Raw genomic sequence first — 19,885 nt, forward strand, 5'->3', positions numbered from 1 at the left:
CGCTTAACTTTCCGGATTGAGGCGAATGGAGACGGAACGCGCATGCGCGTCCAGTCCCTCGGACCGGGCAAGGGTGATGGCCGCGGGCGCAAGCTGTCGCAACTGCTCCGGTCCAAGCCGCAGGATCGAGGTGCGCTTGACGAAATCCAGCACCGAGAGGCCCGAGGAGAAGCGCGCCGACCGCGCTGTCGGGAGCACGTGGTTGGAGCCGCCGACATAATCGCCGATCACTTCCGGCGTATGGCGTCCGACGAAGATCGCGCCCGCATTGCGGATATGCGCCATCAGGGCATCCGGGTCATCGACGGCAAGTTCCAGATGCTCGGCGGCGATGCGGTTGGCGAGCGGAATGGCGTCGGTGAGCTTTTCGACCAGAATGACCGCGCCGAAATCGGCCCAGCTTGCCGCCGCCGTCTCGGAGCGTGACAGGCGCTTCAGCTGCCGCTCGACAGCGGCTTCAACGGCCTTGCCGAGTTCGGCATTGTCGGTGATGAGGATGGATTGCGCGCCGCGATCATGCTCCGCCTGCGCCAGAAGATCAGCCGCGAGCCAGTCGGGATCATTGTCCCTGTCGGCAATGACAAGCACTTCGGAGGGACCGGCAATCATGTCGATGCCGACGGTGCCGAAGACCTGGCGTTTTGCGGCCGCCACATAGGCATTGCCGGGGCCGACGATCTTGGCGACCGGTGCGATGGTTTCCGTGCCATAGGCAAGTGCGGCGACGGCCTGTGCGCCGCCGATGCGATAGATTTCCTCGACGCCCGCAATACGCGCCGCAGCCAGCACCGCCGGATTGACCGCGCCGCCATTGGCCGGCACGACCATGACGATGCGCTCCACACCGGCAACCCTGGCAGGCACGGCGTTCATCAGCACCGAGCTTGGATAGCTCGCCGTGCCGCCGGGCACATAAAGGCCCACGGCTTCGATGGCGGTCCAGCGCGAGCCGAGGCCCACGCCGATATCGTCCTCGTAAATATCATCCTTCGGCATCTGCCGTGCATGGTGTTTTTCGATACGCCGGGCAGCAAGCTCAAGCGCCTCGATGACGCTCTTGTCGACGGCGGCAAAGGCCGCATCGATCTCATCCGCCGTGACACGCATCGAAACCTTGGTGAAATCGATACCGTCGAATTTCTGGGAATAATGGGCAAGGGCCGCATCGCCGCGATGTCGGACATCGTTGATGATGTCGCGAACGGTTGCGTTGACGTCTTCGGAAACTTCTCTCTTGGTTGTCAGGAAGGCCGCGAATTTCTGTTCGAAATCCGCCGACGCCTGCTCCAGCCAGATTGCCACGCCATTACCCTTTCATTGTCCCCGCGGGCGATCCCGCGAGGTGCACGAACTTACCGCAGAAAAATTGCGGCTCTGGTATGTGGCATAAATCGAAACGGTGACGAAAGGCAACCGTTGCAATGGCGCGGTGTGCTTATTCGCTGTCTGGATGATGCGGTTTGGCCGCCGTTTCCCAGGCGCCGCTCACATCGGTCAATTGCGCTTCGATGCATTCGACATCGAGCGCAATGGCGCCGCCGCCCGAAAGCGTCAATTCCACGGCTCCATCAGGTCCTTCGCCGTTCTGCACGAAGCGGATGGCAAGAAGCGACAGCACCTGTTCCCTGTCGGCGCGGTTGATGCCGTGCGAGCGGACGGCCGAGACGCGTTTCAGGAAAACGACGCTGCGGCAGCGTTCCGGCGGCAGGTTCTTTTTGTCAGTGCTTTCCCAGACGAAACGGTTGGCGGAAAGCGTGAACTGGCCGTGCTTCGGCTCGAAGGCAACATCCTTCAGCTTGAAGACACTGTCCTGCATATGCGTCGAGATGACGGAGAGATCTTCAGTATCCAGCGCGAGCAATTTCAGGCCGCTCATCTTTTTCTTCCTTCTTCTGCGGTGCGGACCGCTATTTCCATGACTTACATTGGAAATAGGCAGTCCGGGCCCACTCTGCAACGGGTAGAAAACGGATGAGCGGCAAAGACAGGATCAATCGCTGACGCGTTCGACCAGCGCGCCGCAGCGGGTGAGCTTTTCCTCGAGGCGTTCGAAGCCGCGATCGAGGTGGTACACGCGCGAAACCATGGTCTCGCCCTCCGCCACGAGGCCGGCAATGACCAGCGATACGGAAGCGCGCAGGTCGGTCGCCATGACAGGCGCACCCTTCAGGCGGGAGACGCCCTCGATGCGGGCCATCTGGCCGGAAAGCGAAATCTTCGCACCGAGACGGGCGAGTTCCTGCACATGCATGAAGCGGTTTTCAAAGATGGTTTCGGTGATATGCGAAACACCCTGCGAGCGGGTCATCAGCGCCATGAACTGCGCCTGCAGGTCGGTGGGGAAGCCGGGGAAGGGCTCGGTGACGATATCGACCGGCTGGATGCCGTTGCCGTTGCGCACGACGCGAAGGCCTGTCTCCGTCTCGCTGATCGTGGCGCCTGCAAGCCTCAGCGTGTCGAGCGCGTTGTCGAGCAGCGCTGCGCGCGTGCCTTCCAGCACCACGTCACCGCCGGTCATTGCCACTGCCATGGCATAGGTGCCGGTTTCGATGCGATCCGGCAGAACGCGGTGGCGCGCGCCGGAGAGAGAGGTCACGCCTTCGATGGTGATGGTGGAGGTGCCGGCGCCTTCGATCTTCGCGCCCATGGCGATCAGGCATTGCGCCAGGTCCACTACTTCCGGCTCGCGGGCTGCGTTGTGGATGACGGTGGTGCCGCGGGCAAGGCTTGCGGCCATCAGCATCACATGTGTCGCGCCGACGGAAACCTTCGGGAAGGTGTAAACCGCACCGATCAGGCCGCCCTTGGGCGCTGTGGCGTTGATGTAGCCGCCATCGATCTCCATCGTTGCGCCGAGCGCCTCAAGGCCCTCGATGAACAGGTCGACCGGGCGCGTGCCGATGGCGCAGCCGCCGGGCAGGGAAACGCGGGCGCGGCCCTCACGCGCCAGAAGCGGGCCGATGACCCAGAAGCTTGCGCGCATCTTGGAGACCAGCTCGTAAGGGGCGGTGGTATCGACAATGGTGCGGCAGGTGAAGTGCACGGTGCGGGAATAGGCTTCGCCCTGGCTTTCGCGGCGACCGTTGACGGAAATATCGACGCCATGATTGCCGAGAATGCGGATGAGCTGTTCCACGTCCGCCAGATGCGGCACGTTTTCGAGCGTCAGCGTGTCGCTGGTCAGAAGCGATGCGATCATCAACGGCAAGGCGGCGTTTTTGGCGCCGGAGATGGGAATGATGCCGTTTAGCTTGTTGCCACCCGTAATTCTGATGCGATCCATGCGTCCCTACGGGCCTGTGCCCGCCTTTCTTTATCGTGCCTTGCGGAAAGGCGCGTCCTTAGACGAATTTCCGCGGCGTTTCAATTTATGCTTGGTGAATTCTCTATGAGGATGATTCGTCCGTTTTTGCGGCAGGCAGGCCAATCGTCTCGTCCTCTTCGCCGGCACGGCGCGCGCGAACCTGCCGTTTGCGCTTTAAAAGATTTTCACGAAGCTTCTTGGCCGCCCGCGCTTTGCGTTCCGCCTCGCGCTGCCGCGCCTTTTCGCCAGGCCCCGCCTGCGGCTTGCCATCGGCCACCGGGGCGGATGCTTCCGCGGAAGAGCCGGCGGAAACCGCTGCCTTTGCCTGTTTGTCATGATGTTCGTTCATAGATTCAGCAATATCTGAAAAATGTATTTTTCAACAGGGGGCACGCTTTTTTGCCCCGCTTGATGAAGAATATCGTTTTGCGACTTGCGCTCGTCAAAAACCTATGGCAATAGGCCGCCACGCTTGATGCTGAAGCAAACGCTTCGGCACCGGATGCTGCTATAGCTCAGGGGTAGAGCACTCCCTTGGTAAGGGAGAGGCCGAGAGTTCAAATCTCTCTAGCAGCACCATTTTATCCCACTGAAATCGTTGGTGGCCTTGCATTCTCAGGCTTTTTGTCCAATTTTCCGTTAAAAACGGAAGATGCCCAATCGCTCGCCAACCCAAGTCTTTGCTTAGTGCAGGCTGGTATTTCGCTCGGCTTGTGATCTTGGAACAGCTACGTTCCTTCCTCGACAACAAAACAGAGCTTCGCGAAGCTTTCAGGCCGACCAAATGCTTCTCGAGGGTGGTGACCGACTATACGTCGGCGGCGTGCAGCCGAAATTCACGCGATGACTGCGACTTGGCGCAATGTCCGTTTCCCCTTGATGGTAGTTATCGACTAGCTCGGTATAGACAGGTAGTCCAGTTTCCCATCACGGCGAGAAGGAGCGGAAAAGGCGGCCACACCCCTCTTCACCATCCCTGAACGGCTCACTCAAATACGTCGGAGGATTTACTCGCGGGGGAACCAAGCACGTCATCAAAACCAATATTCTGGGGCGGGAAATAGTTTTCTGGCGGATATTCGACATCGGCAAGCCAATAACCTCCGCTCTCCAATTTCACTATACGATCTCGCATTCGCCACATCATTGTCGTGAACACGCCCGGCCGATCTTTACCCTCTATCACCATTCCTCTCTGGGTGACCTCATTCAAAAGCTCATCTCTAGATACAGGGTGTTCCCGTTCAAAGATGATTTCGTATGCAACATCTGCGACGTCCTCCTTTCGTGAATTTCCTGTAGTGCGCCTCGCGGGTGGAGAGGGTGATTCTGTGGACAAAGCCTGCGAATCCGTGAATTGCCCTGTGGATAACTCAGGAAGCGATTCGGCAAATAGATGCCAATCTTGAATGAATGAGTCGATTTTCCCTATTTGTTCGTCGAGTTGGGCGATCTCTTGATGGAGAGCTATTCTCCTTGTAACTAGTTGTTTTTTCTTTGTTTCTGCATTCTTTAGCGCGATATCCGACATTGGGAATTTCTCCGTGAATGAATTTGATCGTAGGCGTGAATAGACGCGCATTCAAGGTCTGAATGAGGGACTTGTGTCGGAATGGTTCAGCGGTTATATTCGCCGACATGAATGCCGGAAAAGAAAACGGCCCTACCAGTGTTTGCACCACGTGGTAGGGCCGGTTCCGGTCCCGCCGGGCCTTCGACAGACTCGACGGCGGGATAAGATGGAAACTGCTATAAAGTCTCCCTCGCGGGTCTTTATACCGCAAGTCCATCCGACATTCAAGAGTCCTCCAGTGGAGGGCATTCATTGTCCCATCGCGCTTGCCATTGGGTCTGCGCGTATATCCGCCGCCGTTTCGGTAGGTTGGAATACGTGACTGGCCATTGGCGCTGCTGTAGTTAATTGCACAGCGCTAAAACGCGTCTGCTCGACGGCGTAGCCGTTCATGGTGGTGCTTGTTCGTCGGGGCTTTTGCCCCGGCGATCTCGAAACGAAGTTCTGCTCAAAGAACTCCGGCAACAAAGCGAGGTGCTAACTTAGAGGGAGGGGCCATGGGAAAATTCTCGTTGACTGAAATCCTCGCGGTATATGCCGCGTTACTCTCCACCGCTGTATTCTTTTGGAATATTTTTCAATCGCGTGGCAAAGTCCGCGTCAAAATTTTATTCGGAATAGATAAGGTTAACGGCGATTACGTATCAGGATTGTCCGTGGCTATTCAAAACCCATCATCAAAGCCGGTGAGGATTGTAGGTATTTCACTTTTATATCCCTACCGGCGTGTCGGTGTCCGGGAGCGGATCTTGGATATCTTCAAATACCGCCGGATACCGCGATACGTAGGCTGGTGCTATTCTTCGCTAGAAAATTTCGAGGTCGATGACAAATGCCCTGTCACCATAGAACCCGGCGATTCGCACCATGTGTTGATACCTCAAGCCAATCTTGATCGCGGTTTGAAGGACGCGATTTCGCGTCATGTCATCGCAACCGTTCAAGATGCTCTTTGGAGAAACACGGCTTCAAATACCTTCATTCGCAGTGAGAGAAAAAGCTGAAATGGCAGAAAAGCATTCCAAGTAAATGGTCGTCACATCGTTACAAAATCAGTGGCAACTATAGATTTTACATAAAAAACCTAGAGTTCAAATCTCTCTAGCAGCACCATTTCTCTCCAAAGTTTCAAATGTTTACGCGGTTGTTGAACCGGTCGCCTGCGGCGGTTGATGCATGCGCGCGCCACGCATTTCGCGGCAAATGGAAAACCGCGCCCCTTGCGAAGCGCGGTTTCCATATCCGAATATTCTGTTGCTGCCAGAGCGGGACGAAACCGCCCGTAGCCATCGGGCGCCGCTTACTGACGGAATAGCGACAGGATATTTTCGGAACTGGTATTGGCGATGGAAAGCGACTGGATGCCCAGCTGCTGCTGTGTCTGCAATGCCTTGAGGCGCGTTGATTCTTCGTTCATGTCCGCATCCACCAGGCGGCCGATGCCGCTGTCGATGGAGTCGGTGAGCTTGGAGATGAAGTCTTCCTGCAGGCCGATGCGCATCTTGATGGAGCCGAGGGCGGAAGATGCGCTGCTGAGCGACTGAAACGCGGTTTCGACATCGGTGAGAAGATTGCCGATCGTGTAGGTCGGGGGCGTTGCACTATCGAAAAGTTTGAGATCGATATCCCATACGGAAATGCCCGAGGCTACTCCGGCCTCTCCGATGATGCCTTTTGTGGTGTCGAGCGTTGCGGGCGTGCCGGTCAGGCCAAAAATCACATTGGGTGTTTCTGTCGCGGTCGTCGTATCGATAAGCGTATAGTCGGTTTTCGTCACGTTGACGGAACCGCTGCCGTCACGGACAAAGCCGGAAACGACGGTCTTTGCGCCGGTGCCCAGCAACCAGTTTTCACCGCTGAAAGATGCGCCCTGCGCAATCGATTCCAGCTGCTTTTTCAGCTGGTCGATTTCTTCCTGGATCTTCGTCTTGTCGACGCCCTCTTCGGTTGCCGCGACGATTTTCGATTTGATTTCCTTCACGACTTCGACGGCGCTTTCCATTGCGGAATAAGCGACATCGATCTTCGCGGCACCCAGTCCCAGTGCATCCTGAACCGCGGAAAGGGCCATGTTGTCCGAACGCATGGTGGTCGCGATCGACCAGTAAGCGGCGTTGTCGGAAGCCGTCTTAACGCGCAGCCCGGAAGAAACTCTGGATTGCGTGTCTTCGAGCTGGCCGCTGATTGCACGCAGTGTCTGAAGCGCCGACATGGCGGCGGTGTTTGTCAGAATACTTGTCATAATTGCCCCTCTGAGCTGGCTAAATGGGAAGGGACATTCCGGGATCGCCGGAAACGACAACGCGGCGTGATGCCTGTTAACCTCTTTTTCGTCTTGGTTAACGAGTCGTTTCGATGGCTTGATTTAGCGGTGATTTGGTTAATGAAGTCTTAATCAAGAAATTAATGAATTTTGCAGTCAATTGCACAAACAAAAACCGCGCCTTTCGGCGCGGTTGATTTTTTCGCTTTCGGTCTTCGATTAACGGAAGAGCGACAGGATGCTTTCGGAGTTGCTGTTGGCGATCGAGAGAGCCTGAACGCCGAGCTGCTGCTGGGTCTGCAGGGCCTTGAGGCGGGTGGACTCTTCGTTCATGTCAGCGTCCACGAGGCGGCCGATGCCCTTGTCGATGGAGTCGGACAGCTTGGAAGCGAAGTCTTCCTGCAGGCCGATACGCATGGAGAGCGAGCCGAGCTTGGCTGCGGCGCTCGTCATTGCCTTGAGAGCGTTTTCAACCAGCGTCAGTGCTTCGGCCATGTTGGTGGCGCGGTCTGCGGCTGCATACTGGGTGATGTCCAGTGTGTAGACGGACTGAGCGGTGACAGTCGTGAACGTTCCGGTCGTGCCGAGAATACCGCTCGTGTCGGGGGCGCCCGTGGCGTCAACCGAACCGAAAAGAGTGTTGCCGGTTGCGGTGTTGTCGAGGGCGTATTTCGTGGTCGTGACGTTAACGGCACCGCCGGTGGAGCGAACGAAGCCAGCAACGACCGACTTGTCCGGGTCCGTGCCGGGCGTGGTAGCGCCGAGGGTCGAAGTGCCTACGAGCCAGTTTTCGCCGTAGAAGGATGCGCCCTGTGCGATCGATACGAGCTGGTTCTGCAGCTGATCGATTTCTTCCTGAACCTTGGTGCGGTCGACGCCTTCTTCAGTTGCCGTGACCAGCTTTGCCTTGATTTCCTTAACAACTTCGATTGCCGATTCCATACCGGCAGAAGCGGTGTCTACCTTGGCAGCGCCGAGGCCGAGAGCGTCGGAAACCGAGGAAAGCGCCATGTTGTCGGAGCGCATGGTGGTCGCGATCGACCAGTAGGCAGCATTGTCAGCAGCTTCGCCAACGCGGAGGCCGGAGGAAACGCGTGCCTGGGTGGATTCCATGTTCTGGCCGATGGTGCGCAGAGTCTGGAGCGCAGACATTGCTGCGACATTGGTAATAATGCTCGTCATAGTAGTGTGCCCCTTGAATGGCTGATTAAAGAAGGGACATTCCGGTTTCACCGGGAACGGCGCACAGCATCATGCCTGCTAACTGGCTGATTTTTAACGTTAGCTCGCCGTTTCGATGAGCTTAGGTAACGCCAGTTTGGTTAATGAATTGATAAGCGGGAAAAGAAAATCAGCATTATGAAAATTCAAAATTACAACTCTCGCGCGTGCGCGCGCGTATCCCGAAATATTTAAAAAAAAGATAAGGCCGCATCCTTATTCGGGATGCGGCCTGTCTGGTGCATTCGGTTCGATTCAGCCTATCGAACCTTTATGCTTTCTGCCCGGATATGCATTTGGTCAGCCCCCGAATGCATGTGGGAAGAAAATGGGTCCCCCAGCCCCGAAGGGCTATGAGAAGTTCAGCTCTTAGCGGAAGAGCGACAGGATGTTCTGCGAGTCGCTGTTGGCGATCGACAGAGCCTGGATTGCCAGCTGCTGCTGCGTCTGCAGAGCCTTCAGCTTGGTGGACTCTTCGTTCATGTCGGCGTCGACGAGGCGGCCAACACCCTTTTCGATGGAGTCGGACAGCTTGTCGGCGAAGTCGGTCTGCAGGTCGATACGTGCAGACAGCGAGCCGAGCTTGGCGCCGGCGCTGGTCATCTTCGTCAGGGCCGTTTCAACGGAGTAAAGAGCGTTGTCCAGGTCATCGGTGCCGACGTTGAGGTCGAGAACGGAAATCTGGGTGTAGGTCTTGGCGCCGACGGTGGTGGTTGCACCGGTAGCGTTCAGGATACCGGAGTTGGCATCGATCGTGCCCGGCGTCGCTTCGGTGTAGAGCATGGACGATGCATCCAGCGCGTAGTCCGTCGTCTTGACGCTTACATTGCCGTTGTCGTCACGGACGAAGCCGGATACGACCGTCTTGGTGGCGTTGCCGGTGGAAACGAGCCAGTTTTCACCGTTGAACGAAGCGCCCGTGCCGATCGACTTCAGCTGATCGAGAAGCTGGGTAACTTCTTCCTGAATCTTGGTCTTGTCGACGCCTTCTTCCTTTGCGGCAACGACCTTGGCCTTGATCTGGGTGACAACATCGATAGCGGCTTCCATACCGGCAGATGCGGTGTCAACCTTGGCGGCGCCCATGCCCAGTGCGTCAGATACTGCACCGAGAGCCTTGTTGTCGGAACGCATGGTGGTCGCGATCGACCAGTAAGCAGCGTTGTCCGAAGCCGAACCAACCTTCAGGCCGGAAGAAATGCGGTCCTGCGTGGTCGACAGGTCGGAAGCGATGGAACGCAGGGTCGAGAGAGCGGCCATTGCGTTGGTGTTGGTGAGAATGCTTGCCATAATAAATGTGTCCCTTGTTTTTACGAGATACTGGAGTGGGGACATACCGGGTTTGGTATTACCGGTCGCAACGTTTCGGCTTCATGCCACTCGGTTCGGAAATGCTTAGTTTCAGAAACCAAACCCGCTGCGTGTAGAAAGAAATTCGCAGCGAAAAATTGCCCAATTATTAATTTGGTGGCCAAGAAATATTGGAAAATACTTATGGTTACTTTTTGATTTAGTTAAATGGTAATTTTTTTATTTAAAAAGATAGTTACCAAGTCGCCAGAAAAACTGGTAACCAAAGCGTTAAAATGCGCAAAACCCGCGTACCTGGGCACGCGGGGTTAAAAAACAGGGTTAACGGGTGTCAATCAGGCACAGAGGCCGTCAGTTGAACGATCTGACGAGACTACCGACCAGCAGGTTCCAGCCGTCGATCAGCACGAAGAACAGGATCTTGAACGGCAGGGAAATCGAGGTCGGCGGCAGCATCATCATGCCCATCGCCATCGTGATGGTGGCGACGATCAGATCGATGACCAGAAACGGCAGGATGATGAGAAAACCGATCTCGAAACCGCGCCGGATTTCCGACAGCATGAAGGCCGGAACGAGCACGCGGTAATCGACGACATTGTCGGTCATCACTTCCTGGCCGCGCTCGCGGGCGATATCCACGAAAAGCTTCAGATCCTTGTCACGCGTATTGGCGTTCATGAAGGTGCGGAAGGGCTCGGCGATGCGCTGCACGGCCTGCTGTTCGTTGATCTGGTTCTGCAGAAGCGGCTGCACGCCGTCGGTCCAGGCTTTGTCGAAGGTGGGCGACATGACGTAGAAGGTCATGAACATCGCCATCGACAGCAGGATCATGTTGGACGGAGTCGAAGCCAGTCCCATGCCGGATCTGAGGATCGAAAAGGCGATCACGAAGCGCGGGAAGCTCGTGACCATGATCAGGATGCCCGGCGCGACCGAGAGAACCGTCAGCAGGCCGAAGGTGCGGATGATCCATGCCGCGACGGAGCCGTCTATCTGCGTGTTGAACAGATCGGAGGGAAATTGCTGGGCACTGGCAAGACCCGGCAAGGCAAGGAGGACGGCGATGGTTACAAGAAATCGAATCATTCGATGACAAAGGTCCGGAACATGACCTTGGATACGCGTCCTTGAGAGCGCAGGTCAACTCGTTCCTGAATGTCATCCTTAAGATATTGAAAGCCGCGAGGCCCTTCCAGCTGCTGAAGGGAAACGGTGCGGACATAGGCCATGATGTCCTGGTGGATATCTTCCGCCAGACCCACCTCGACCGGTCCCTTGAACATCAGCGCCACTTCCAGCCGCACCCAGTTCGTCGAGGGATAGGCGAGGTTGGTGGTAATGGGATCGAGCTGGACGATGCCGTTCGCCTCGGCCGAGATTTTCTCGATCCCTTCTTCCTTTTTCTCGCCGTGTCCGCCGGCGGCAGCCGGGGCATGCGCCTCCGCGCCGGCGATCTTCGGCGCGATCATGCCGCCCACCAGCCAGCCGCCGCCCGCGCCGAGCAGCGTGAGGATCGCAACGCCTGCGATGGTCATGACCAGAGGGGAGGATTTTTTCTTGCCCTCAGCCTGTTCGTTTTCCATGGGTCAGTCCCGTTCCCGTGTGCCGAGGTCAGAGCGGCGAGAACAGGTCGACGACCTGTTGCCCGACCGGGGGCTGCTGCACTTCCGTCAGACGTCCGCGACCGCCATAGGAGATGCGCGCTTCGGCGATGCGCTCGTAGGAGATCATGTTCTGTGCATCCACATCCTGCGGCCTGACGATACCGCCGACATTGAGGATACGGATTTCGTGGTTCACGCGCACTTCCTGCGAACCGCTGATGATGAGGTTGCCGTTTTCCAGAATGCCGGTCACCACGGCGGCCACCAGCAGCGTCAGCTTTTCAGAACGCTTGGTCTTGCCCTTTGCCTGGGTGTCGGTGTCGGAACCGTAATTGATGCTGGAGTCGGCCTTCGGGTTCCAGCCGAACACCTGCGCATCCGCCTTCCAGTTCAAACCGCTGGAATTGGTGCGGTTGCGCTCGGTCTCGTTGTCGAAATCGGCCTTGTCGTTGATCTGGATGTTGACGGTCAGGATGTCGCCGATGTTGAGCGCGCGCAGATCCTTGAACAGGGCGCCCTGGCTGTCGCTCCACAGCGAATAGCCGCTCGCCATATGCTTCGGCTGCTTCGGATACATGCCCATTTGCGGTGTCTGGCTGAATTGCAGACCGCTGCCGATCGGGCTCATCGCGGGTGCGTTGCCGATTTCCTTCAGGGTCTGGTTGTTCTGGCAGCCGGCAAGCAAGGCGAGCGGCAGGAGGAGGGCCGGAAGACGACGCGTGCTCATGAAGGATCCTTCGAAGTGTTTTTATCGGTTGCCTGCGACATGATGCCGGCGACGACAGCGGCTTTCTGCGCATCCATCTCGCTGAGGATGAGGCCCGACTGGCGCGGGGGTAGCTGCATGATGATGGCGGCCGCTATTTCCACATGCATCTTTTCGAGCTGGGGCGCGGCGGCATCGGCCTTCATCGTCTTGTAGATATCGACGAGATTGCTTTTCGCCTGATTGAGGAAATGTTCGCGGCGGGCCAGCCAGTCCTCATATTCCGCCTTGCGGTCTTCCAGCACGGCAATGCGCTCGTTGACGTCGGACTGCAGCTTTTCCAGCTCCTGCTTTTGCAGCAGATAGCGCTGGTCGCGGGCCGCATCGGCGATGTTGGTGCAGAATTTCTGGATTTCATCCTGCGTGCTGAGTTCCGAAACCACGTTCTGCTGGCTTTCGGCGCCAGCAGCGGGAAGCAGGAAAAGTAGCGAGGCGACGGCCGCGAAGCGGACAAGACCATTTGGGAAAGCGTTGTTCTTGCGAGTTTCCATCATTGCAGCACAAGCTCCGCCTGAAGGGCGCCGGCGGATTTGATGCCTTGCAGAATGGCGATGATGCCGTCCGCCTTGAGCCCGATGCTGTTGAGACCGGCAACCAGCGTGCGAAGGTCAGGCCCTTCGACGATGGCGACCTTGCTGCCTTCCTGCAATGCCATGATATCCGTCTGCGGCTGCACGGCCGTCTGGCCGCGCGAGAATGGCGCCGGCTGGATGACCTGCGGCGATTCCGTCACCTGCACGGTCAGCGTTCCGTAGCTGACGGCGACGCGGGAAATGCGCACATCCGCGCCGATGACGATCGTACCGGTGCGCTCGTTGATGACGACCTTGGCCGGCGTATCCGTTTCCACGGTCAGGTTTTCGATTTCCGCCATCAGCCGGGTGAGATCCGCGACACGGGGTTTCTGCACCGCGATTTCCTGCGAATCGCGCGGCTCGGCGATGGGATCGCCATAACGGGCGCGGGCAAAGGCGTTGACGACATCGGCGACGCGCACCGCCGTCGAAAAATCCGGATTGCGCAGCTGAAGGACCAGATTGACCGAATCCTTGAACTTGGACGGCAGCTCCCGCTCGATGATCGCGCCATTCGGCACACGGGCGGAGGTGGTGACGCCCTGCGTCAGCGTCGCGGCATCGCCCTGTGCGGAAAAGCCGTTGACGATCAGCGCACCCTGGGCGACCGCGTAAATCTGGCCGTCCGCGCCGGAAAGCGAGGTCATGATGAGCGTGCCGCCGCGCAGCGACGAGGCGTCGCCCAGCGAGCTGACCGTCACGTCGACACGGCTGCCGGGGCTGGCGAAGGGCGGCAGATTGGTCGTCACCATCACGGCGGCGATGTTCTTGGCGTTCGACTGGCCGCCCTGCGTGGTGATGCCGAGATTCTGCAGCATCGCGCGCATGGATTGCTCGGTAAACGGCGAGGAGCGCAGGCTGTCGCCCGTGCCCTGCAGACCGACCACGAGACCGTAACCGATCAGCTGGTTGTCACGTCCCGCCTGCAGCGATGCGATATCCTTGATGCGGGATGTATCCGCGTGGGCTGCCGGAACGGAAAGGAAGGGTTGGGCCGAAAACAGAATGGCTGCGGCCAGGATACGAAGCACTCTCATTTCGCCATCACCTGAATGGTTCCGTCCTTCATGACCGTGCCGTTGACGATGACGCCGGAATCGATGTTGCGCACCCGCACGATTTCGCCGAGCGAGCCGTCGGTCATCGGCGTTCCCGAAGCCATCAGCGTCATGTTGCCGATGGTGAAGACGAGTTTGACGCTGGTGCCGCGCACCACCAGCGAGGGTTCGCGCAGGGCAGCAACGGGGATCGTGCGTCCGGGAAGCAGGGTCTGCTTGGAGATCATGCCTTCCACTTCGCTGATGTCGCTCGCATAACCCGAGGAAATATTGGGATTGGTCACTTCCACCGGCTTCACTTGTTCGGGCGTGATCGTCTCGCCCGGATAGATCGTGCGGGTGGGAACCAGCGCCATCGGCGCCTGGGCAAGAGCGGGCGTCAGGGCGCCCAGTGAAAAGGCAGACGCAAGGCATATACGGACGAGCGCCGTTCTGCTGCTGCTATGTTTCCGGCCAAACCTCATGTTCGCCTGCCTTTCCGTTCTTACTTCAGGTTCTTGCTGACAATCGAAGCCATTTCGTCAGCGGTGGTGATGACCTTGGAATTCATCTCGTAGGCGCGCTGCGCCGTGATCAGGTCGGTGATTTCCTTGACGGCGTCGACGTTCGAGCCTTCGAGATAGGACTGCTTGATGTAGCCGTAGCTCGGATCGTCAGGCACGCCGATCACCGCGTCGCCGGAGGCCGGCGTCTGGGCGAAGAGGTTGTCGCCGAGCGGCTTCAGGCCGGCTTCGTTCGCGAAGTTGGCGATGGTGAGCTGGCCGAGTTCGGTGAATTCCGTGGCATTGCCGATACGGGCGGTCACCTGTCCCGTGCGGGTAACGGTGATGTCCTGTGCATCGGTCGGGATATTGATGTTCGGAATGACGTTATAGCCATCGATCGTCACCAGATTGCCGTCGGCATTCTTGTTGAAGGCGCCGGCGCGGCTGTAGAGCGTCGAACCGTCCGCCGCCTCGATCTGGAACCAGCCCTGGCCGATAATCGCGACATCCAGCTTGTTGCCCGTCTCGATCAGGTTGCCCTGGGTGTGGATGTTGCGCACGGCCGAGGTCTGCACGCCGAGGCCGATATTTGCGCCTTCGGGCACGATCGCCTGGTTAGCGCGGTTCGGCACGCCCTGCATGCGCTCGGTCTGGTAAAGAAGGTCGGTGAACTCCGCACGCGCGCGCTTGTAACCGGTGGTGTTGATATTGGCGATGTTGTTGGCGATGACTTCCAGATTGGTCTGCTGGGCGTCCATACCGGTGGCAGCGATGGCAAGAGCTCTCATGTCAATATTCCTGCTGGGCTAGATCTGCATCTTGGTAATGTCGAGATAGGCCGACACGATCTTGTCTCGGAGCGCGATGGCGGTCTGCAGCGACTGTTCGGCCGAAAGCATGGCATCGACCACTTCACGCGTATTCGCCTTGCCCTGAATACCTTCGAAGGAAGCGACTTCCGCCTTCTTCAGATTGTTCATCGCATCCACCGAGATATTGCCGAGAACGCTGGCGAAGCTTGCGCCCGTCTGCTGGGCGGGCGTCGTCTGCTCGCTGCCGAAAACGCTTTCCGTCAGTGAGGAAATGCCGCTTGCGCCGCGGGTGAGCGAAAGGGAACTGACTTGCTTGATACCGTCGATCATTGCGATGCCTTCAGAAGGTCGATTGTGGAGGCGACGAGGTCGCGTGTCTGGCGGATGACCTGAAGATTGGCGTCGTAGCTGCGGTTTGCTTCGCGCATGTCAGCCATTTCGATCAGGATATTGACGTTCGGCATCTTCACCATGCCGTTGCTGTCGGCGGCCGGGTTGCCGGGATCGTACTCGTTGACGAAATCGCCACGGTCGACGCCGAGCTTCTTCACCGTCACGCGCTCCACGCCGCTGACGCGGTCGAGCTCGGAACCGAAAGTGATGGTCTTGCGGCGATAGGGGTCGGCGCCGGGGGTGTCGCCGGTCGATCGGGCGTTGGCGATGTTTTCGGAGACGATGCGCAGTCGCGTGGACTGCACTTCCAGGCCGCTGCCGGCAATCTTGCTCGCCGCACTCAAGGGATCCATGGCTTACCTCTTAACCGTCATCAGCATCATGCGATGGAAGGATTTGACGAGATTGGCGTTCAGCTCGTACTGCCGCTTGATCTCGCCGGTCTTGGTCATTTCTTCCGCAAGCGCGACCGAATTGCCCGATTCCTGCATGCCGATCTCGTTATTGACCGGGTTGTCGCGCACCGCGATATTGTCGCTGAGGGTGCTCTCGCCGAAGTGGGCAGGGTTGGTCCTCGCCATGCCGACCTGCTGGGTGGTGGCCTGCATGACCGCTTCGAAAGGGCTGACATCCTTGGCGCGGAACTTGGGTGTGTTGGCGTTGGCGATGTTGGTCGCCACGACTTCCTGCCGCACGCTCAGCCATTCCGCTTGGCGGGATGCCAGATCGAACAGTTGAATCGGTTGCATAGACTTCTCCATCTCGTATGGCCCGAACCTACGGGGCTAATCTTGCGTCAGACTTGCGGAGAGGGGAGAAGGTGCGGAACGGCGCAAGACGCGGATATGGATGCGGCCTGCCCAAAACAAAAAAGGCGCGCCGGCAGATGCGGCGCGCCTTTTGAACCAGAGAAAAATCTTCTATTTTTCAGGGCGATAAGTTTTCCCGGAAGACGTCTCTATCAGCCATTCGCCGTTGCGCTGCTCGATCTTCGTCAGCAACTCATTGTCCGGCAGGGTCGAACCAACCCTCACCATATACATGCCCGAACCGTCCTCGATCAGGGCGCGCCCGTTGGAAACATGCAGCAGACGGAAGGAGGTCTGGCCGGGGAAGGGCTGATCCTCGATCCCGGCTGCCAGATTGTTCTGTTTTTCCTTGCCGCCTGCGTTCACGGTCGCCGTCGTCAACATGTCGGGCAGATCCGCCGGCGGCGGGGTATCTTCCTTGTTGCGGTTGGTCATGGCCATCGGCGAAACGCTGAAGACCTCCCGCGGGCCGGTATGGGGCAGATCGCGGGTGCGGTCGCCGCCCGCCACCTTCATGCCGAATTTTTCTTCGTTGAAAAACACGTACCAGGGGAAAAAGGCTGCTGCAGCCGCAAGCCCGATGCCCGTCCATGCGAGAATACGGTCAGGCGTAAAGAAAACGGGCCTGGGCAGCACGTCTTCATCGTGGCTAGTGTCGTTCCGCTTCCTGTTCACGGGTCAGCCTCTCATTCTCGGGTTTACCTGGGGCTGGCCATTCTGTGCTCCCCCGCGCAATGCGGTCGCCAGATCGGCATAGGCATCCTGCGCCGCCGGTTCGCTCGGCAGCTGTTTCAGCGTTTCATAGATGATCGGGACCTGCTTCACCGCCATGTCGAGATCAGGATCGGTGCCGGGCCGATAACCGCCGATGAGGCGAAGATCGCGCGTTTCCTCGAAGCGATGCACCAGCGCCTTGAGGCGCGACACCAGCTTTTCCTGATCCGGTGTCCAGGCCTTTTTTGCGAGACGCGAGATCGAGGCGAGCGGATTGATCGGCGGGTAACGGCCTTCTTCGGCAAGGCTGCGGTCGAGCACGATATGGCCATCGAGAATACCGCGGGTCGAATCGGCAATCGGATCGTTGTGATTGTCCCCATCCACCAGAATGGAGACGATGGCGGTGATGGTGCCGGTGCCTTCCGCGCCCGGTCCCGCCCGCTCCAGAAGGCGCGGCAGTTCGGTGAAGACCGAGGCCGGATAGCCGCGCGCCACCGGCGGCTCGCCCGAAGCGACCGCCACTTCGCGGATCGCATGGGCAAAGCGCGTCACGCTGTCGATGATGAGAAGAACATTGTCGCCCTGATCGCGAAAATGTTCGGCGATGGTGACGGCGGAAAGCGGCGCCATCTTGCGCAGCATGGGGCTTTCATCGCTTGTCGCGACGACGGCGATGGACTTGCTCATATTCTCGCCCATCGTGTCTTCGATGAATTCGCGCACTTCACGGCCGCGTTCGCCGACAAGCGCAATTACCACCTTGTCGAAGGCGTCTGCCTTGGCGAGCATCGACAGCAGCGTGGATTTTCCCACACCGGAACCGGCGAAAATGCCGAGGCGCTGGCCGAGGCAAAGCGGCGAGAAGATATCGATTGCCCGCACACCGGTCTTGAAAGGCGTTTCCACCCTTTTGCGCGTCATCGAGGGTGGCGCATTGTTGGAAATCGAACGGCGCTCGATGCCGGAGGCCAGCGGACCCTGGCCGTCGATAGGTTCACCGAGCGCATTGATGGTGCGTCCGCACCAGCTATCGTCGGGCGAGACGCGGAAAGCGCCCTTGCGGATGACGGTGTCGTGAATGCCGATCGGCTCGCCGGGCTCGATGGGGCAGACATAGCAGATGTCCGGTTCCACGCGCACCACTTCGCCGAGATGAATGCCGGTAGCGCTGCGATGGGCGACGAATTCTCCGAGCCGCACATGCCGTGACAGGCCGGAAACCGTATAGTGCCCGGCGGCGATGGTGCGGACATGCCCGCCATGCGCCACCGAAAACTCAGGATCGGTATAATGCCCGGCAAGGCTGGCGAGCTGTGCGAGCTTCGGTGAAATGGCGTCAGCCGAGAGCATGGATTCCGGCATTGTCATTACTCAGTTCCTCAACGCGCGCCGCCAAGCGTCTTGATGCCTTCGCCGAAGGTCGATTCGGTATCGCGCATCAGCGAGGAGATGCTTTCAAAGGCGCGGTTGACCTGGATGAGCTGGGTCATCTGGGAAATGCCGTTGACGTTCGACTGTTCGAGATAACCCTGAACGACGCCGACTTCATGATTGTTGACCACCGGAACCGGCTGGGCCACCGGCTTCACGCCGCTATTGGGATGACGCAGGAACCCTTGCGAGAAATCCGCCTGGAAGATACCGAGGGTAGCGACGATGTTTTCGTTCTGCCGGATGGCGCCGTCGAGACCGACGGTGATCGGGCCGCCATTCGGATTGAGCTGGATCGGACCGCCGCCGGCATCGAGAACGGGATAACCGTTCGAGGAGATGAGCGCGCCGTCTGGACGCATGGTGAAACGGCCGTCGCGGGTCAGAATCTGGCCATCGGGCGTATCCAGCGAAAACCAGGCGTCGCCCTTGATGGCGAAATCGAAGGAATTGCCGGTCTGCTCGAAAGCGCCCTGACGGGTGGAAAGATAGTCGTTGCCCTGCGAAACGAAGGCCACCCGGGCATTCATGTCATTGTGGTTCTTGGCGACCATTTCGTCGAATTTCACTTCGGAGCCGCGGAAGCCGACCGTGTTCACATTCGCCATATTGTCGGAAATGGTGGTGAGACGGCGCTCCAGCGCGATCTGCGAGGACAGGGCGACGTATAGTCCGGATTGCATATCATTTGCCTCCGAGTTTCAGGGAGTTGATGGAGATCAGCAGGTCCGGGGAAATGCCGTAGCCGCTGGAGGAGCCGAAAACGGCCAGAGGGTCATAGGTCGTCGAGGGGTTTTGCATTTCCCACATGATGGTGAAACGCTCGAGCAGCTTGCCGACCTTTTCGGGATCCTGCAGATCCTTGATATCGATGGTTTTTTCGATGAGCGCCGCCTGTTTGTCGACATCGGCGGCGGCAAACTCGTCGGGAAGGTTGTAGGCCGTGCGAAACACCTGCGCGAGCGCATCGTCGGCCAGAAAGTCGAGGCCGGATGTGATGGTTGACGCCTTGCGTTCGAAATAAAGGGCAAGCCGGACGCCGTTATTGTCGTCGCCCGCTTCCTGTTCCAGCGTCTGGCGGGTGTATTTGCCGATGACGCCCGATTTGGCGGCCTCGGTGGAGGTTGCCGCGGCCCCCAGGCCGGCAAAATCCAGCGACTTCGCAAAATCCGAATAACGGCTGTCGGAAAGCTTGTTGGCAAAGGCGTCCTTGTCCGAGGTGCCTTCCGTCAGCACCTTGCGGATGAAGGCCTTGGCATAGGCCATGTCCTCGAGCCCGTGGGCCTTCAGCGCGTAATTGTAAAGGCGCGTATCGGCCATGAAGTCGTCGATGGATTTCACATCGCCGATCTTCGCGCGATAATATTCGGTCTCGCGCGCCACGTCGGGCTGCTCCGACACCCGCTCAAGCGATTTGCCGATATCCTGACTGATCAGTCTGTAGCTGGTGTAGGTGGAAGTCACTGAACCGCCGCTCTCGTTTGATCCCGATCTCAAGGCGCACGTCCGCCTTTGCCGGCATAGTGCCGTGGCTTGCTTGTGCGAAACTGGCTGGAGGCG

23 protein-coding genes and 1 tRNA gene are annotated in these 19,885 nt (G+C 58.5%); 2 read left to right on the top strand and 22 right to left on the bottom strand.

Annotated features, from left to right (window positions below; translation table 11 throughout):
* Positions 1-3: 3 nt before the first annotated feature.
* The 4 genes from hisD to FGF54_RS00910 form a co-directional block, all read right to left on the bottom strand.
* Entirely contained in the window at positions 4-1,302 is a 1,299-nt protein-coding gene (gene hisD, locus FGF54_RS00895) for a histidinol dehydrogenase (RefSeq protein WP_035262767.1), read from the bottom strand.
* Positions 1,303-1,435: 133 nt separating this feature from the next.
* Positions 1,436-1,876, bottom strand: a complete 441-nt coding sequence (locus FGF54_RS00900) for a DUF2948 family protein (RefSeq protein ID WP_004432481.1) — start codon at positions 1,874-1,876, stop codon at positions 1,436-1,438.
* A 114-nt stretch (positions 1,877-1,990) separates the two neighbouring features.
* Entirely contained in the window at positions 1,991-3,283 is a 1,293-nt protein-coding gene (gene murA / locus FGF54_RS00905) for a UDP-N-acetylglucosamine 1-carboxyvinyltransferase (RefSeq protein WP_004432483.1), read from the bottom strand.
* A 103-nt stretch (positions 3,284-3,386) separates the two neighbouring features.
* Positions 3,387-3,653, bottom strand: coding sequence for a hypothetical protein (locus tag FGF54_RS00910; protein WP_142778664.1), 267 nt, complete (start codon positions 3,651-3,653; stop codon positions 3,387-3,389).
* 155 nt (positions 3,654-3,808) lie between these two features.
* Here FGF54_RS00910 and FGF54_RS00915 point away from each other — a divergent pair.
* A tRNA-Thr gene (locus FGF54_RS00915) sits at positions 3,809-3,883 on the top strand.
* A 406-nt stretch (positions 3,884-4,289) separates the two neighbouring features.
* Here FGF54_RS00915 and FGF54_RS00920 read toward each other — a convergent pair.
* Positions 4,290-4,835, bottom strand: coding sequence for a hypothetical protein (locus FGF54_RS00920; protein WP_142778665.1), 546 nt, complete (start codon positions 4,833-4,835; stop codon positions 4,290-4,292).
* A 539-nt stretch (positions 4,836-5,374) separates the two neighbouring features.
* On the opposite strand from FGF54_RS00920, the gene FGF54_RS00925 reads away from it, so the two are divergent.
* Positions 5,375-5,881 (top strand): hypothetical protein, encoded by a 507-nt coding sequence (locus tag FGF54_RS00925; protein ID WP_142778666.1) that lies wholly within the window; start codon positions 5,375-5,377, stop codon positions 5,879-5,881.
* Between the two features lie 296 nt (positions 5,882-6,177).
* Here FGF54_RS00925 and FGF54_RS00930 read toward each other — a convergent pair whose 3' ends face one another.
* The 17 genes from FGF54_RS00930 to FGF54_RS01015 form a co-directional block, all read right to left on the bottom strand.
* Positions 6,178-7,119, bottom strand: a complete 942-nt coding sequence (locus FGF54_RS00930; protein ID WP_059760551.1) for a flagellin — start codon at positions 7,117-7,119, stop codon at positions 6,178-6,180.
* Positions 7,120-7,359: 240 nt separating this feature from the next.
* Complete coding sequence (locus FGF54_RS00935) at positions 7,360-8,322, bottom strand: flagellin (protein ID WP_142778667.1); 963 nt, start codon at positions 8,320-8,322, stop codon at positions 7,360-7,362.
* Between the two features lie 408 nt (positions 8,323-8,730).
* Positions 8,731-9,651 carry a flagellin gene (locus FGF54_RS00945; protein ID WP_004432490.1) on the bottom strand — a complete coding sequence of 307 codons (921 nt, stop codon included), beginning with the start codon at positions 9,649-9,651 and terminating at the stop codon, positions 8,731-8,733.
* 372 nt (positions 9,652-10,023) lie between these two features.
* The gene (fliP, locus tag FGF54_RS00950; protein ID WP_059760555.1) at positions 10,024-10,761 is read right to left on the bottom strand and encodes a flagellar type III secretion system pore protein FliP; all 738 of its coding nucleotides are present in this window, start codon (positions 10,759-10,761) and stop codon (positions 10,024-10,026) included.
* Positions 10,758-11,258, bottom strand: a complete 501-nt coding sequence (locus tag FGF54_RS00955) for a flagellar basal body-associated FliL family protein (RefSeq protein ID WP_035259607.1) — start codon at positions 11,256-11,258, stop codon at positions 10,758-10,760. The genes fliP and FGF54_RS00955 overlap by 4 nt, the downstream gene beginning before the upstream one ends.
* A gap of 28 nt (positions 11,259-11,286) precedes the next feature.
* Positions 11,287-12,006 carry a flagellar basal body L-ring protein FlgH gene (gene flgH / locus FGF54_RS00960; RefSeq protein WP_020810646.1) on the bottom strand — a complete coding sequence of 240 codons (720 nt, stop codon included), beginning with the start codon at positions 12,004-12,006 and terminating at the stop codon, positions 11,287-11,289.
* Positions 12,003-12,539, bottom strand: coding sequence for a MotE family protein (locus FGF54_RS00965; RefSeq protein ID WP_004432496.1), 537 nt, complete (start codon positions 12,537-12,539; stop codon positions 12,003-12,005). The genes flgH and FGF54_RS00965 overlap by 4 nt, the downstream gene beginning before the upstream one ends.
* Positions 12,536-13,657 carry a flagellar basal body P-ring protein FlgI gene (locus FGF54_RS00970; RefSeq protein ID WP_004432497.1) on the bottom strand — a complete coding sequence of 374 codons (1,122 nt, stop codon included), beginning with the start codon at positions 13,655-13,657 and terminating at the stop codon, positions 12,536-12,538. Before FGF54_RS00970 ends, FGF54_RS00965 begins: the two co-directional genes overlap by 4 nt.
* Positions 13,654-14,142, bottom strand: coding sequence for a flagellar basal body P-ring formation chaperone FlgA (gene flgA, locus FGF54_RS00975; RefSeq protein ID WP_059760559.1), 489 nt, complete (start codon positions 14,140-14,142; stop codon positions 13,654-13,656). Before flgA ends, FGF54_RS00970 begins: the two co-directional genes overlap by 4 nt.
* 20 nt (positions 14,143-14,162) lie before the next feature.
* Positions 14,163-14,951, bottom strand: coding sequence for a flagellar basal-body rod protein FlgG (flgG, locus tag FGF54_RS00980; protein ID WP_004432499.1), 789 nt, complete (start codon positions 14,949-14,951; stop codon positions 14,163-14,165).
* An 18-nt stretch (positions 14,952-14,969) separates the two neighbouring features.
* Positions 14,970-15,305 carry a flagellar hook-basal body complex protein FliE gene (locus FGF54_RS00985; RefSeq protein ID WP_020811276.1) on the bottom strand — a complete coding sequence of 112 codons (336 nt, stop codon included), beginning with the start codon at positions 15,303-15,305 and terminating at the stop codon, positions 14,970-14,972.
* The gene (gene flgC / locus FGF54_RS00990; protein WP_004432501.1) at positions 15,302-15,721 is read right to left on the bottom strand and encodes a flagellar basal body rod protein FlgC; all 420 of its coding nucleotides are present in this window, start codon (positions 15,719-15,721) and stop codon (positions 15,302-15,304) included. Before flgC ends, FGF54_RS00985 begins: the two co-directional genes overlap by 4 nt.
* A gap of 3 nt (positions 15,722-15,724) precedes the next feature.
* Positions 15,725-16,117, bottom strand: coding sequence for a flagellar basal body rod protein FlgB (flgB, locus tag FGF54_RS00995; protein ID WP_142778668.1), 393 nt, complete (start codon positions 16,115-16,117; stop codon positions 15,725-15,727).
* A gap of 171 nt (positions 16,118-16,288) precedes the next feature.
* On the bottom strand, positions 16,289-16,813 hold the full coding sequence (locus FGF54_RS01000; protein ID WP_246666950.1) for a hypothetical protein: 525 nt from the start codon (positions 16,811-16,813) through the stop codon (positions 16,289-16,291).
* Between the two features lie 42 nt (positions 16,814-16,855).
* Positions 16,856-18,262: a flagellar protein export ATPase FliI gene (gene fliI, locus FGF54_RS01005; RefSeq protein ID WP_142778670.1), complete on the bottom strand. Its 1,407-nt coding sequence runs from the start codon at positions 18,260-18,262 to the stop codon at positions 16,856-16,858.
* An 11-nt stretch (positions 18,263-18,273) separates the two neighbouring features.
* Positions 18,274-19,008 (bottom strand): flagellar basal-body rod protein FlgF, encoded by a 735-nt coding sequence (gene flgF / locus FGF54_RS01010; RefSeq protein ID WP_004432506.1) that lies wholly within the window; start codon positions 19,006-19,008, stop codon positions 18,274-18,276.
* Between the two features lies 1 nt (position 19,009).
* On the bottom strand, positions 19,010-19,789 hold the full coding sequence (locus FGF54_RS01015; RefSeq protein ID WP_142778671.1) for a DUF1217 domain-containing protein: 780 nt from the start codon (positions 19,787-19,789) through the stop codon (positions 19,010-19,012).
* Between the last annotated feature and the right edge of the window lie 96 nt (positions 19,790-19,885).

This window comes from Agrobacterium sp. T29 (genome assembly GCF_006970545.1).
Lineage (GTDB): Bacteria > Pseudomonadota > Alphaproteobacteria > Rhizobiales > Rhizobiaceae > Agrobacterium > Agrobacterium leguminum.